This window comes from Micromonospora haikouensis, from assembly GCF_000876225.1.
Taxonomy (GTDB): domain Bacteria; phylum Actinomycetota; class Actinomycetes; order Mycobacteriales; family Micromonosporaceae; genus Micromonospora; species Micromonospora haikouensis.
Map to the genome: position 1 here is coordinate 2,259,486 of NZ_JXSX01000001.1, position 14,377 is coordinate 2,273,862.

Sequence of the window (14,377 nt, forward strand, 5' to 3'; positions counted from 1 at the left end):
CTGGGTCGGATGACCCCCGGTCCGGCCACTGTAGGCGGGCCGACATGGCGGATCGCCACTCATCGGGTCACGGTGCGGTAACACCGGTAACGATCCGCACCGGGAGTCCGGTATCCGTCTCCGACCGGCCCGTCCGGCTGGCGGCGGGGCCGGATCGAGGCGATCATGGGGGGATGACCGAGCCGGTGCGCCTGACCGACTACGCCCGCGGCGGCGGCTGCGCGTGCAAGATCCCGCCCGGGGAACTGGAGGCGATGGTCGCCGGCCTCGGCCCGGCCAGCGGCACGGCCGACCTGCTGGTCGGGCTGGAGAACGGCGACGACGCCGCGGTGGTCCGCCTCGACGAGCGCACCGGCCTGGTGACCACCGCCGACTTCTTCACCCCGGTCGTCGACGACGCCTACGACTGGGGGCGCATCGCCGCCGCCAACGCGCTCTCCGACGTGTACGCCATGGGCGGCACGCCGCTCGTCGCGCTCAACCTGCTCTGCTGGCCGCGCGAGCGGCTGCCGCTGGAGCTGGCCCGGGAGGTGCTGCGCGGCGGCCAGGACGTGGCTCGGGAGGCCGGCTGTCACCTGGCCGGCGGGCACAGCGTCGACGACGACGGCCCGAAGTACGGGCTGGCGGTCACCGGCGTGGTCCGGCCCGAGGAGCTGATCACCCTCGACGCCGGGCGGGCCGGGCTGCCGCTGTCGCTGACCAAGCCGCTCGGCGTCGGGGTGCTCAACACCCGGCACAAGGCCACCGGCGAGCGGTTCGCCGAGGCGGTCGCCTCGATGGCGGCGCTGAACCGGGACGCCGCCCGGGCGGCGGTCGCCGCCGGCATCCGGTGCGGCACCGACGTGACCGGGTTCGGCCTGCTGGGGCACGCCTCGAAGCTGGCCCGGGCCAGTCGGCTCACGGTGGCGATCGACGCGGCCCGGGTGCCCTACCTGCCGGGCGCGCGGGAGGCGCTGCGCGACGGGTACGTCAGCGGCGGCACCCGGCGCAACCTGGACTGGGTGACGCCCTGGACCGACTTCGGCGGCGCCGACGAGGGGGAGCGGCTGCTGCTGGCCGACGCGCAGACCTCGGGCGGGCTGCTGGTCGCCGGGGAGCTGCCGGGGGCCACGGTGATCGGTGAGCTGCTGCCGCGCGGCGAGCACCTGCTGGTCGTGCGCTGACGGCGACGGGCTGGCACCATAGCCGATAAAGTGTCATCTTTCCGCCACTGTCCGCGACGGCGGTGCAGGAAATTTTGCCCGGAATGGTCACAGACCGGTAACTTGCCCCCGGCTGCGGTCAAATGCCCCCCACCATCGTCAGTAAGGCCCGATCCGGAGGCCGGTGGGACGAACGCAGCGAGGAGGCGGCGTGACCGAGCTGTGGAACTGGAGAATCGACGGGGCACCCCCGGTGGAGGTGTACCCGGCGCTGGCCGAGGCCCTGGGGCGGGTGGTGATGCCGCTCGCGGTGGCCGACCCGGCGCGGCTGCCGACGTACGCGGTGATCTGCGACGTCTGGGAGGCACCGGGGGTGTTCGGCACCATGGTGGACTGCTACGGGGTGCCCGAGAGCCTGACGGAGCTGCCCTGCGTCGCCGCGCTGGCCCGGCTGCTCGGCCGCAACTGCGTGCTGCGCGACGACACCCTCGACGCCGGCCGGCACCTGCTGGTCGCGCCCGACGGCACGATCCGCCCGGTGCACTTCGACGTGCGGGAGACCGACGACGGCGAGGTGCTGAGCAACCAGCGGCTGTGCACCGTGGCCCACCCCGGCTGCCGGGGCTGGTCGCGCTGCCACCGGTCGAGGTGGGCCCCGGACTCGGTCTTCCCGGCCCTCGCCGCGGCCTGACCGCCGGGGCCGACCGACCCGGAGCCCCGGGCGCCGCCCGGCGGCCCCGGTCCAGCCCGGCCCCCGGCGGCCCCGGTTCAGCGTTCGCTGGCCCGGGGCCGCGGCGTCCCCGGCTCAGCCCTCGGTGGCCGGGCGTTGCGGGGCGCCGCCGCGCACCACGAGCTGGTCCAGCAGCGTCGCGGTGGCCTCGGCGACGGCGGCCACCGCCGCGTCGAACGCCGCCGCGTTGTGCGCGGCCGGCGCGCGGAACCCGGAGATCTTCCGGACGTACTGCAACGCCGCTGCCTCGATGTCGGCCCGGCTCACCTCCGGCACGTACGGCTCACGCAGGGTCTTGATGCTGCGGCACACGGCTCCTCCTCGTTCGGGTTCTGTCGGCTCGTGCGGATACGCTGTGCGGGTCATGACTACCGCAGCCGCGGGCAGCCCGCGCACCTACCAGGTGCGCACGTACGGCTGCCAGATGAACGTGCACGACTCCGAGCGCATCTCCGGCCTGCTGGAACAGGCCGGCTACGTGCGCGCCGCCGAGGTCGACGGCAACCCCGACGTGGTGGTGTTCAACACCTGCGCCGTCCGGGAGAACGCCGACAACCGGCTCTACGGCAACCTGGGTCACCTGCGCCCCGTGAAGGACAAGCACCCCGGGATGCAGATCGCCGTCGGCGGCTGCCTCGCCCAGAAGGACCGCGGCGACATCGTCCGCAAGGCCCCCTGGGTGGACGTGGTGTTCGGCACGCACAACATCGGCTCGCTGCCGGCGCTGCTGGAGCGGGCCCGGCACAACGCCGCCGCCGAGGTGGAGATCCTGGAGTCGCTCGACGTCTTCCCCTCGACGCTGCCGACGCGGCGCGAGTCGACGTACGCGGGCTGGGTGTCGATCTCGGTGGGCTGCAACAACACCTGCACGTTCTGCATCGTGCCGTCCCTGCGCGGCAAGGAGAAGGACCGCCGCCCCGGCGACGTCCTCGCCGAGGTCCGCGCCCTGGTCGACTCGGGCGTGCTGGAGGTGACCCTGCTCGGGCAGAACGTCAACTCCTACGGCGTCGAGTTCGGCGACCGGTACGCGTTCGGCAAGCTGCTGCGCGCGTGCGGCGAGATCGAGGGGCTGGAGCGGGTCCGGTTCACCAGCCCGCACCCGAAGGACTTCACCGACGACGTGATCGCCGCGATGGCCGAGACCCCGAACGTCTGCCACTCGCTGCACATGCCGCTGCAGTCCGGCTCCGACGACGTGTTGAAGGCGATGCGCCGGTCGTACCGGTCGGAGAAATACCTGGGGATCATCGAGCGGGTCCGGGCGGCGATGCCCGACGCGGCGATCACCACCGACATCATCGTCGGCTTCCCCGGCGAGACCGAGGCCGACTTCCAGCGCACGCTGGACGTGGTCCGCGAGGCCCGCTTCTCCTCGGCGTTCACGTTCCAGTACTCGAAGCGCCCCGGCACGCCGGCCGCCACCATGCCCGACCAGTTGCCCAAGCAGGTGGTGCAGGAGCGCTACGAGCGGCTGATCGCGACGGTGGAGGAGATCACCTGGGCGGAGAACCGCAAGCTGGTGGGGCAGCAGGTCGAGGTGCTGGTCGCTGTCGGCGAGGGCCGCAAGGACGAGCGCACCGGCCGGATGTCGGGCCGGGCCCGCGACGGCCGCCTGGTGCACTTCGACGTGGGCTCACTCGCCGGCCAGGTCCGCCCCGGCGACATCGTGCACACCACGGTCACCTACGCCGCCCCGCACCACCTCAACGCCGACGGGGAGCCGCTGGCGCACCGGCGCACCCGGGCCGGCGACGCCGCCGAGGCCGGCCGCGCCCCGCGTACCCCCGGGGTGTTGCTCGGGCTGCCGACGGTCGGCGCGCCGGCCGCCGCGCCCGCGCCGGCGACCGGCTGCGCGGCACACTGACGCGATCGGGGCCCGCCGCACCGGCGGGCCCCGACCAGGCTGCGCAGGGTCAGACCGAGATCCGACCCGCGCCCGCGCCGCCCGTCACGATCGACTTGACGCTGCTCGCGCTGTCGAGGGTGTACGAGTACGGGATGCTCTTCACGCTGCCGCCGGTCTGGCCGCTGCCGGAGCTGACGAAGTGGTTGTTCCGGGCGACCAGGGTGCCGGGCCCGGAGCTGCCCTCGCCGAGGTGGAACGGGTCGCTGACGCTCTCGAAGTAGTTGCCCTCGACGAGCACGCCGGCGCTCATGGTGGAGGCCACGCCGTAGCCGCTGTTGCGGTAGTAGTAGTTGTTGTAGACGTGCACCGGGTTGCCGAAGCGGACCCGGGGGTGGCGCTGGGTGCTCGCGTCGAACCAGTTGTGGTGGTAGGTCACCCGCAGGTGGCCGGTGTCCTGGCTGGCGTTGTCGTCGCTGTGCCCGAGCAGCATCGACTTGTCGTGGTTGTAGACGCGGTTCCACGACACGGTGATGAAGTCCGAGCCGCGCTTGATGTCGACCGCGCCGTCGTAGCCGCCGGTGAAGGTGTTGTGGTCGACCCAGACGTTGGTCGCCGACTCCTGCACGTTGATCGCGTCGTCGTTCCAGCTGGTGAACGTGAGGTTGCGGATGATCACGTTGCGGTCGCCGCTGATGTTGAAGCCGCAGCCGGAGATGGTCGCGCCCGGGTTGCCGAGGATGGTCTTGTTCGACCGGACCCGCAGCATGCCGGAGCAGCTGATGGTGCCGGAGACCCGGATCACCGCCGCGCTGCTGGACCCGACGGCGGTGGTCAGCGCGGAGGCGCTGGTGACCGTGGTGGTCGCGGCGCCGCCGCCGCCCGTGGTGCCCCCGTTCTGGGTGGCCCAGCCGACCAGGTCGGTGGGTCCGGCCGAGGCCGGGGCGGTGGCGACGGTGAGGGCTCCGGCGACGAGGGCGGAGGCGGTGGCGGCTGCGGCGAGCAGCGTGGTGCGACGTCGTGCCGTGATGCGCATGTGCTTCCCTTCGGTGGTCGCGGGTGCGCGGACCGGTCGGCCGACCGCTGACGCCGGTGCCCGGTGTGGCGTCTGGGTCGGCCGGAGACGGTGGTCCTGGTCCCCGCCGGTGTGGACTGCCCTGGGTGAGAAGCGGCTCCCGTGCTGGCCCGCCGAATGACTCAGGCAAGCGCTTTCCGATGTAAACACAGACATAGATCGATGTAAACCCTTTGTGCCAACCATCCCGACCTGCGCAAAGATCAGCGGCCGGCACCCGTGTCGGGTGCCGGCCGCCGTCATGCGGTGACGCGCGGGCTCAGCAGGCGACGCCGTTCAGCTTGACCGTGCCGGGCACCGAGGCGGACCCGTTGGCGGTGAAGCCGACCGTCACCGAGGCGCCCGCCGCGAGCGACGCGGACCAGGCCGGCGCGGCGGCCGTCACCGCCGTGCCGGACTGCGTCACGGTGGCGTTCCATCCGCTGACCAGCGTGACCCCGGCCGGCCAGTTCCAGGTCACCGACCACGGGTTGACCGCCGACGAGCCGCCGTTCTTCACGGTCAGCTCGCCCTGGAAGCCGCCCGCCCACGAGTTGACCTGCTTGTAGGTGGCGGTGCAGCCACCGGCCGGCGGCGGCGTGGAGGTCGGCGGCGGGGTGGAGGTGGGCGTACCCGTGGGGGTGCCGGTCGGCGTCCCCGTCGGGCTTCCGGTCGGTGTCGGATCGGTCCCGCCACCCACCGGCGCGATCAGGTACGGCTGGAGGATCGCCTGCTTCGCGGTGTTGACGTTGGTCCAGTCGTCCAGCGCGATGCCGCCGGTGTCACCCGAGTTCGGGTTCCACGACCAGTAGGTGAACGACATCCCGTTGACCCCGGTGCCCGTGTACGCCATCAGGTTCTCCAGCCACACCTTGTCGCGCGGGTCGGCCAGGGTGCTGCCGAACTCGCCCATCATGATCGGGGCGATGTTCTGCTTGTAGAGGTATCCCCAGTACTTGTCCCAGATCGCCGGCAGGTTCGCCGGGTAGTCGGGGGCCTTGAACCAGTTCTGCTCGTAGACGCTGGTGGCGTACTCGTGCGGGGAGTAGACCAGCCGGTTCGCCACGTTCAGCCGGACGGGGAACTGCCCGGCCTTGGACAGGTTGCCGCCCCACCAGCCGCAGTCCTCGTCGTTGCTGGGGTCGTTGTCCCAGACGTTCGACAGGCCGCCGCTGGGGCAGCTCACCCCCTCGACGAAGATCAGCCAGTTCGGCTGCACCCCGAGGATCGCGTTGCCGGCCCGCTCGGCGGCCAGCCGCCAGTCCCGGGCGGTGTCCCCGCAGCCCCAGCAGGCGCCGGTGGCCGCCGGGTTGGTGCCCTCGGCGTGCGGCTCGTTGTGCAGGTCAGCCCCGATGACGGTCGGGTTGTTCGCGTACCGCTGGGCCAGCATCTTCCAGTCGTTGATCCAGGTCGCCTCCGAAACGGTGGAGGTGTACCAGAGCGGCGACTGCCCGGCCGCCGTCGGCCGGTGCCGGTCCAGGATGACCCGCATCCCCTTGCTGCCCGCGTAGGCGATGACCTTGTCGAGGATCTGCAGCGGCGACAGCCCCACCAGGTCGGGGTTCACGAAGTCGTTGATGCCGCTGGCCGTCGCCCCCGGCTTCAGCGCGTCGTTCGAGTACGGGATGCGCAGCGTGTTGTAGCCGAGGCGGGCCATCGTGTCGAGCTGACCGCGCCACGGGTTGTTCGACCACAGGCCGTGGAAGGTCTTGTTGTCGGTCTCCATGCCGAACCAGTTGATGCCGGTCAGGCGGACCGTCGCGCCGGTGCTGTCGACGATCTTGCTGCCGTTGGTGTGCAGGTAGCCGGTGCCGGTGCCGCCGGTGGCGGCGGCTGCCGGCGCGGTGCCGACGGCGGCGGCGACGAGGACGCCGGCCGCGGCGGTGGCGAGCGCGGTGAGCGCGCCGCCGAGGGCGGTGGATCTGTGCATGCGGACTCCACTTCGGATGCCGGCGGCCGCACGGGGCGGCGCGGGCGGGGAACCAGGGGGAGGGCCGTCGCCCGGTGCCCGCAGGGCGGCGTGCCGACGGGCAGGCACGGGGTGCTGCCGACCGGCCTGTCGACGGGCAGGCACGGGGTGCCGACCCGGGACGCGCGATACGGGGATACGACGGCGACGTGGATGCAACTGCTCGCGGTGAACCGGCGACGCGCGACGGCGAACCCGCCGTCGGTGCCCCTCGCGCCGGTGCTGCTACCTAGCTCCGCGGACCATTGTCATCAGCTCACCTGGATGCGTCAACCAGCACGGGACTTGCCCCGGACAGCCGGAAGCCCCCGGCCCCGCATGGGGGACCGAGGGCTTCCGGGACGGTCAACTCAGCCGGCCTGCTCCGCGAGCTGGAGGAACTGCCGCTTCGACGCGAGCGCCTGCTCGGCCTCCTTGATCCGCCGGTTGTCCCCGGCGGCCTGGGCCCGGGCCAGCCGCTCCTCGGCCTCGGCCACCTGCGAACGCATCTGGGCCAGCAGCGGGTTGTCCTCCTTGGTGGTCCGACGCCACGCCGAGTCCATCACCTCGCGGACCTTGTCGTCGACCACGCGCAGCCGCCGCTCCAGCCCGGCGGCGGCCTCCCGCGGCACCCGGCCGGCCTCGTGCCACTGCGCCTGGATCTCGCGCAGCTTGGCCTGGGCGCCCTTCGGGTCGGCGTCGACGTCGAGCGCCTCCGCCTCGGCGAGCAGCGCCTGCTTGCGCTCCAGGTTGGCCCGCTGCTCGTTGTCCCGCGCCGAGAACACCTCGCTGCGCCGGGTGAAGAACGCGTCCTGGGCCGCCCGGAACCGTTCCCAGAGCTTCTGCTCGGCCTCCTTGGCGGCGCGCGGGGCGGCCTTCCACTGGTTCATCAGTTCCTTGAGCTGGTTGGCGGTGGCCGCCCAGTCGGTGGAGTCCCGCAGCTTCTCCGCCTCGGCGACCAGGTCCTCCTTGACCTGCTGCGCCTGCTTGCGCTGCGAGTCCAGGGAGGCGAAGTGCGCGCCCCGGCGGCGGGTGAAACCGTCCCGGGCGGCGGCGAACCGCTTCCACAGCTCGCCGTCGACCTTCTTGTCGACGCCCCGGATGGTCTTCCACTCGTCGAGGATCTCCTTGAGCCGGTCCCCGGCGGTCTTCCAGCCGGTCGACTCGGCGGCCAGCTTCTCCGCCTCCTCCACGAGGGCGGTCTTGCGTGCCAGGGCCTCGCCCCGCGCGGCCTCCCGCGCGGCGCGCGCCTCACCCGCCTTCTCCTCGGCGACCGCGGCGAGCTTGTCCAGCCGCGCGGCCAGGGCGTCGATGTCGCCGACGACGTGCGCCTCGGCCAGGGAGGCGCGGATCCGGCGGATCGTGGTCAACGAGTGTCCGGCGTCCGCCGCGCCCGAGTTGAGCCGTGCCTCGGTCAGGTCCACCTCGGTGACCAGGTCCGCGAAGCGGCGGGCGAAGTGGGCCAGTCCCTCCTCCGGAGCGCCCGCCTGCCAGGATCCGACCACTCGCTCGCCCTCGGCGGTCTTGACGTACACGGTGCCGTCCGCGTCCACCCGTCCGAAGGCCGTCCAGTCGCTCATGTGCCCATCCTCGTTCTCCCGGCGTCGACGGGCCAGGGCCCGCGAGCGCCGCCACGGCGCAGCAAAGTTACTCCCGGCATTGTCACAGGTCCGCCCCCGTCCGCGTCGAGCGCCTGTCGTCGACCGTGACCATACGGTGTCCTAGCCCCCCGATGACCGGATCGGCGCGGGGACGCACCGGTGGGTCCCGCTACGGTAAACGGGTGCCTCTGGTCGCCGCCGCCGTCTGTCCCCACCCGCCCCTGATCGTGCCCGAGCTGGCCGGCACCGCCGCCGCTGAGCTGGACGAACTCCGCCGCGCCACCGACGCCGCCGTGGCCCGGCTGCTCGCCTGCGCCCCCGACGCGCTGGTGCTGCTGGGCGCGGGGCCGGCCACCGGGTGGATCACGCCGCCGGCCGTCGGCTCCTTCCGCCCCTGGGGAGCGGACCTGTCCGTCCCCCTCCCGGCGGGGCCCCACGACGACAGCCCCCTGCCGGGGCGCGCCGTCCCGGTCGCCGGTGACGCCCCGGCGACGGCGGACGCCCCCACGCTCCCGCTGAGCCTCGCCGTGGGCGCGTGGCTGCTCGCCCGGCACCGGGTCGGGGTGCCGGTCGACGCCGCCCAGGTGGCCGCCGCAGCGACCCCCGCCGAGCTGGCCGCGCTGGCCGGGCAGGTGCACCGGCACCGTCCCCGGGTGGCGCTGCTGGTGCTCGGGGACGGCTCGGCGTGCCACGGCACGAAGGCCCCCGGCTACGCCGACCCGCTCGCGGGAGCGTACGACGACGGGGTGGCCCGGGCCCTGGCCGACGCGGACGCCGAGGCGCTGCTCGGCCTCGACCCGGCGGTGTCGGCGCGGCTGAAGGTCGCCGGGCGCGCGCCCTGGCAGGTGCTGGCCGGCGCGGCCCGGGCGGCGGGCGGCGACTGGCGGGGCGACCTGACCTACCACGACGCGCCCTACGGCGTCGCCTACTTCGTGGCCACCTGGGAGCCGGCGTGACCGCGGGCAGCGACGGGCGTGCCGGGCGCGGCACCGTCGTCGCCGTCGTCGGGCCGACCGCCGCCGGAAAGTCGGCGCTGAGCATCGCCCTCGCCCACGCCCTCGGCGGCGAGGTGGTCAACGCCGACTCGATGCAGCTCTACCGGGGCATGGACATCGGTACGGCGAAGCTCACCCCGGCCGAGCGGGACGGGGTGCCGCACCACCTGCTCGACATCTGGCCGGTGACCGAGCCGGCCAGCGTCGCGGAATACCAGCGGCTGGCCCGCGCGGCGGTCGACGACATCCTGGCCCGGGGCCGGGTGCCGCTGCTGGTCGGCGGCTCCGGGCTGTACGTGCGGGCGGTGCTGGAACGGTTCGAGTTCCCCGGCACCGACCCGGCGCTGCGCGCCCGGCTGGAGGCGGAGCTGGCCGCCGCAGGCCCCGCCCCCCTGCACGCCCGGCTGCGCGCGGCGGACCCGGCGGCGGCCGAGGGCATCCTGCCCGGCAACGGCCGGCGGATCGTCCGGGCCCTGGAGGTCATCGAGCTGACCGGCGCCCCGTTCACGGCGGCGCTGCCCGGACCCACCCCGTACTACCCGTCGGTGCAGCTCGGCGTCGACCTGGACACCGCGGCGCTCGACGAGCGGATCGCGCTGCGGGTGGACCGGATGTGGGCCGACGGCCTGGTCACCGAGGTCCGGGGCCTGCTCGACCGGGGGCTGCCCGAGGGCCGCACGGCCAGCCGGGCGCTCGGCTACCAGCAGGTGCTGCGCTTCCTCGCCGGCGAGCTGACCGAGGCCGAGGCGCACGACGAGACGATCCGGGCCACCCGGCGGTTCGTCCGCCGGCAGCGCTCCTGGTTCCGGCGCGACCCGCGGATCCACTGGCTGGACTCCGCCGACCCAGGGCTGGCCGAGGCGGCCCTGAGCCTCGTCGGCGCGGTTGCGCGATGATGGGGGCGTGGAGTTCACCAAGGGACACGGCACCGGCAACGACTTCGTCATCCTCCCCGACCCGGACGGCGCACTCGACCTGACCCCGGGCCTGGTAGCGGCGCTGTGCGACCGGCGGCGGGGCCTCGGCGCGGACGGCGTCCTGCGGGTGGTCCGGGCCGCCAAGCACCCGGAGGGGACGGGCCGGGCCGGCGAGGCCGAGTGGTTCATGGACTACTGGAACGCCGACGGCTCGTTCGCCGAGATGTGCGGCAACGGCGCGCGGGTCTTCGTCCGCTACCTGCTGGAGCAGGGGCTGGCCGCGCCGGTCGACGGCACCGTGCCGGTGGTCACCCGCGCCGGCCTGGTGCGGGCCCGCGTCGAGGGCGACGACATCGCCGTGGAGATGCGCCGCCCCCGGCTGTACGACACGTCGACCGCCGCCCTGGGCGGGCTGACCCTCACCGGCACCGCCGTGGACGTCGGCAACCCGCACCTGGTCTGCGCCCTGCCGGCCGGGCTGGAGCTGGGCGCGCTCGACCTCACCCGGGCCCCCGCCTTCGACCCGGCGCTCTTCCCGGCCGGGGTGAACGTCGAGTTCACCGTCCCCGGCGACCCGGTCGACGGCACCGACGGGCACGTGCTGATGCGGGTCCACGAGCGGGGCTCCGCCGAGACGCTGTCCTGCGGCACGGGCGCCTGCGCGGTCGCCGCGGTCGCCCTGCGCGACGCCGGCCGGGACACGGGCACGATGACGGTCGACGTGCCCGGCGGTCGCCTGACGGTCACGGTGACGGACGACTCCTGCTGGCTCGCGGGCCCGGCCCTCCTGATCGCCACCGGCACGGTAACCCCCACGACCCTGCCCCACTGACCCGCCCCGCCGCCCCCCGCCCCTCCCGCCCCGCCCCCGGCGGCTCGGGTCGGTGATCAAGAGAAAAGCGTCAGAGTCGATCTCGACGATGACGCAAACCTCTTGATCACCGAGGCGAACCCGGGGGTGGGAGGGGGTGGGGGTCAGGGGGTGGCGCTGGCGGTGGCGGCGATCTCGGGGAGGTCCGCCGGGCCCGGGTCGGCGGCCGGCGGGGGAGTCGCGGCGGCGGGGGTCTGCGCGGCGGCGCGGACGGCCGCCGCGACCGCCGGGGCCACCCGGGAGTCGAAGACGCTGGGCACGATGACCGTCGGGTTGATCTTGTCCTCGCCGACGACGTCCGCGATGGCCCGGGCCGCCGCGATCGCCATCTCCTCGGTGAACTCCTCGGCGTGCGCGTCGAGCATGCCCCGGAACACGCCCGGGAAGGCGAGCACGTTGTTGATCTGGTTGGGCTGGTCGGAGCGGCCCGTGGCGACCACGGCGGCGTGCTTGCGCGCCTCCCGGGGGTCGACCTCCGGGTCCGGGTTGGCCAGCGCGAAGACGATCGCGTCCTTGGCCATGGTGGCGATGTCGTCGCCGGTGAGCAGGTTGGGCGCGCTCACCCCGATGAACACGTCCGCACCGCGCACCGCCCCGGCCAGGTCGCCGGAGTAGTTCTCCTTGTTGGTGTTCTCGGCCAGCCACTGCCAGGCCGGGTTGAGGCCGGTCAGACCGCGGTGCAGGGCGCCCTGCCGGTCGTACGCGATGATGTCGCCGACGCCCTGGCGCAGCAGCAGCTTCATGATCGCGGTGCCGGCCGCGCCCGCGCCGGAGACGACCACCCGCACGTCCGCGAGCTGCTTGCCCACGACGCGCAGGGCGTTGGTCAGCGCGGCCAGCACGCAGATCGCGGTGCCGTGCTGGTCGTCGTGGAACACCGGGATGTCCAGCGCCGCGCGCAGCCGGGCCTCGATCTCGAAGCAGCGCGGCGCGGCGATGTCCTCCAGGTTGATCCCGCCGTACGCGGGCGCGATCGCCTTGACGATCGCCACGATCTCGTCGGTGTCCTGGGTGTCGAGCACCACCGGCCAGGCGTCCACTCCGCCGAAGCGCTTGAACAGCGCCGCCTTGCCCTCCATCACCGGCAGCGACGCCGCCGGCCCGAGGTTGCCCAGGCCGAGCACCGCCGAGCCGTCGCTGACCACCGCGACCGTGTTGCGCTTGATGGTCAGCCGGCGGGCGTCGGCGGGGTTCTCCGCGATCGCCATGCAGACCCGGGCCACCCCCGGCGTGTACGCCCGGGACAGCTCGTCGCGGTTGCGCAGCGCGACCTTGGAACTGACCTCGATCTTGCCGCCGAGGTGCAGCAGGAACGTGCGGTCGGACACCTTGCGCACGTCCACCCCGTCCAGGGCGGTGAGCGCGTCGACGACCTGGTCGGCGTGGCCGGCGTCGGCGGTGTCGCAGGTGAGGTCGACCAGCACGTGGGTCGGGTCGGAGTCGACCACGTCCAGCGCGGTGACGATCGCCCCGGCCTCGCCGACGGAGGTGGTCAGCCGGCCGATCGAGGACGCGTCCGCCGGCACGGAGATCCGGATCGTGATCGAGAATCCCGCGCTCGGAAGTCGGGTGATGGCCACAGGATTCCCTCCGTCAACGCTGATCGGGGTCGGTCGTACCTCGCCCGCATTTCTACTCGCCCGCCCGGATCGCGGAGCACTCACCCCCACGTTCGGTGGTCCACGCGACGGGCATATAGCGGGTGCGTCCGGCGTTGACACGTGTCAGGATTGGTCGTACGCGACAGAATCCGTCGCCACGGCACATAACGGACAGGAGGCGCGGCTTGCGCGACCAGGAGACCTACGTACCCTTCACGGACGACGAGCTCGAGGCGACCACCGGGGAGTTCGAGCTGTCGGAGCGGCAGGCGCTGCGGCGGGTCCCTGGCCTCTCCACCGAGCTCACCGACATCACCGAGGTCGAATACCGCCAGCTCCGGCTGGAGCGGGTCGTCCTCGTCGGGGTCTGGACCGAGGGCACGCAGACCGACGCCGAGAATTCCCTCACCGAGCTGGCGCAGCTCGCCGAGACGGCCGGCTCGCAGGTCCTCGAAGGGCTCATCCAGCGCCGCAGCCGCCCCGACCCCGCCACCTACATCGGCCGGGGCAAGGTCGACGACCTCGGCGCGGTGGTGCTCGCCAGCGGCGCCGACACGGTGATCTGCGACGGCGAGCTGTCGCCGTCCCAGCTGCGCAACCTGGAGCAGCGCACCAAGGTCAAGGTGGTCGACCGCACCGCCCTGATCCTCGACATCTTCGCCCAGCACGCCAAGAGCAAGGAGGGCCGGGCGCAGGTCGAGCTGGCCCAGCTCGAATACCTGCTGCCCCGGCTGCGCGGCTGGGGCGAGACGCTGTCCCGGCAGACCGGTGGCTCCGGCCGTGGCGGCGGCGCGGGCGGCGGCGTGGGCGTCCGTGGTCCCGGTGAGACCAAGCTGGAGACCGACCGGCGGCGCATCCGGCACCGCATCTCCCGGCTGCGCCGCGAGATCAAGGCCATGCGGACGGTACGCCAGACCAAGCGCGCCCGCCGGTCCCGCAACGCCGTGCCCGCCGTGGCCATCGCCGGCTACACCAACGCCGGCAAGTCCAGCCTGCTCAACCGGCTGACCGGCGCCGGCGTGCTGGTGGAGAACGCCCTGTTCGCCACCCTGGACCCGACCACCCGCAAGGCCACCGCCCCCGACGGACGGATCTACACCCTGTCCGACACCGTCGGCTTCGTCCGGCACCTGCCGCACCAGATCGTCGAGGCGTTCCGCTCGACGCTGGAGGAGGTCGCCGAGTCCGACCTGGTGGTGCACGTCGTCGACGGCACCCACCCCGACCCGGAGGAGCAGGTCCGGGCGGTCCGCGAGGTGCTTGCCGAGGTCGGCGCGGACCGGCTCCCCGAGCTGCTGGTGGTCAACAAGACCGACGCGGCCGACGAGGAGACCCTGCTGCGGCTCAAGCGGCTGTGGCCCGACGCCGTGTTCGCCTCGGCCCGCTCCGGGCGGGGGATCGACGAGGTGCGGGCGGCCATCGAGACGCGGCTGCCCAGCCCCGCCGTGGAGGTCCGGGCCGTGCTGCCGTACGACCGGGGGGCCCTGGTCGCCCGGGTGCACCGGCAGGGCGAGGTGCTCAGCTCCGCCCACCTGCCGGAGGGCACGATGCTGCACGTACGGGTCAGCGAGGCGCTCGCCGCCGAACTGGCGCCGTTCGCCACCGACGAGGGGCGGGTCGCCGCTGCCGCCCGGTGAACCCGGGCCCGGCACGGAATGCGACAGCGAGGGGCACA

The 14,377-nt window shown here is 73.6% G+C and carries 12 protein-coding genes; 7 read left to right on the forward strand and 5 right to left on the reverse strand.

The window, feature by feature from the left end:
- The first annotated feature begins 173 nt into the window (after positions 1 to 173).
- Together selD and TK50_RS09925 are read left to right on the forward strand one after the other, a co-directional pair.
- Positions 174 to 1,163, forward strand: a complete 990-nt coding sequence (gene selD / locus TK50_RS09920) for a selenide, water dikinase SelD (RefSeq protein ID WP_043962477.1) — start codon at positions 174 to 176, stop codon at positions 1,161 to 1,163.
- A 190-nt stretch (positions 1,164 to 1,353) separates the two neighbouring features.
- Positions 1,354 to 1,833 (forward strand): hypothetical protein, encoded by a 480-nt coding sequence (locus tag TK50_RS09925; RefSeq protein ID WP_043962478.1) that lies wholly within the window; start codon positions 1,354 to 1,356, stop codon positions 1,831 to 1,833.
- A 114-nt stretch (positions 1,834 to 1,947) separates the two neighbouring features.
- Here the strand turns inward: TK50_RS09925 and TK50_RS09930 are convergent, their stop codons facing one another.
- Positions 1,948 to 2,184 carry a DUF2277 family protein gene (locus TK50_RS09930; RefSeq protein ID WP_043962479.1) on the reverse strand — a complete coding sequence of 79 codons (237 nt, stop codon included), beginning with the start codon at positions 2,182 to 2,184 and terminating at the stop codon, positions 1,948 to 1,950.
- A gap of 52 nt (positions 2,185 to 2,236) precedes the next feature.
- On the opposite strand from TK50_RS09930, the gene miaB reads away from it, so the two are divergent.
- A complete protein-coding gene (gene miaB / locus TK50_RS09935) occupies positions 2,237 to 3,736 on the forward strand; it encodes a tRNA (N6-isopentenyl adenosine(37)-C2)-methylthiotransferase MiaB (protein ID WP_043964202.1) in 1,500 nt (499 codons plus the stop codon).
- A 49-nt stretch (positions 3,737 to 3,785) separates the two neighbouring features.
- Here the strand turns inward: miaB and TK50_RS09940 are convergent, their stop codons facing one another.
- The 3 genes from TK50_RS09940 to TK50_RS09950 form a co-directional block, all read right to left on the reverse strand.
- Positions 3,786 to 4,751 carry a pectate lyase family protein gene (locus tag TK50_RS09940; protein ID WP_043962480.1) on the reverse strand — a complete coding sequence of 322 codons (966 nt, stop codon included), beginning with the start codon at positions 4,749 to 4,751 and terminating at the stop codon, positions 3,786 to 3,788.
- A 298-nt stretch (positions 4,752 to 5,049) separates the two neighbouring features.
- A complete protein-coding gene (locus TK50_RS09945; RefSeq protein WP_043962481.1) occupies positions 5,050 to 6,699 on the reverse strand; it encodes a cellulase family glycosylhydrolase in 1,650 nt (549 codons plus the stop codon).
- A gap of 389 nt (positions 6,700 to 7,088) precedes the next feature.
- A complete protein-coding gene (locus TK50_RS09950) occupies positions 7,089 to 8,297 on the reverse strand; it encodes a DUF349 domain-containing protein (protein ID WP_043962482.1) in 1,209 nt (402 codons plus the stop codon).
- A 152-nt stretch (positions 8,298 to 8,449) separates the two neighbouring features.
- Here TK50_RS09950 and TK50_RS09955 point away from each other — a divergent pair, with 152 nt between their 5' ends.
- The 3 genes from TK50_RS09955 to dapF are packed head-to-tail and all read left to right on the forward strand — an operon-like array spanning position 8,450 to position 11,062.
- Entirely contained in the window at positions 8,450 to 9,274 is an 825-nt protein-coding gene (locus TK50_RS09955) for a class III extradiol ring-cleavage dioxygenase family protein (RefSeq protein WP_043962483.1), read from the forward strand.
- Positions 9,271 to 10,209, forward strand: coding sequence for a tRNA (adenosine(37)-N6)-dimethylallyltransferase MiaA (gene miaA, locus TK50_RS09960; protein WP_144420202.1), 939 nt, complete (start codon positions 9,271 to 9,273; stop codon positions 10,207 to 10,209). Before TK50_RS09955 ends, miaA begins: the two co-directional genes overlap by 4 nt.
- Before the next feature lie 7 nt (positions 10,210 to 10,216).
- Complete coding sequence (dapF, locus tag TK50_RS09965) at positions 10,217 to 11,062, forward strand: diaminopimelate epimerase (protein WP_043962484.1); 846 nt, start codon at positions 10,217 to 10,219, stop codon at positions 11,060 to 11,062.
- A 143-nt stretch (positions 11,063 to 11,205) separates the two neighbouring features.
- On the opposite strand, the gene TK50_RS09970 is transcribed toward dapF, so the two are convergent.
- Complete coding sequence (locus TK50_RS09970) at positions 11,206 to 12,681, reverse strand: NAD-dependent malic enzyme (RefSeq protein ID WP_043962485.1); 1,476 nt, start codon at positions 12,679 to 12,681, stop codon at positions 11,206 to 11,208.
- 206 nt (positions 12,682 to 12,887) lie between these two features.
- On the opposite strand from TK50_RS09970, the gene hflX reads away from it, so the two are divergent.
- A complete protein-coding gene (gene hflX / locus TK50_RS09975) occupies positions 12,888 to 14,339 on the forward strand; it encodes a GTPase HflX (RefSeq protein WP_043962486.1) in 1,452 nt (483 codons plus the stop codon).
- Positions 14,340 to 14,377: the final 38 nt, after the last annotated feature.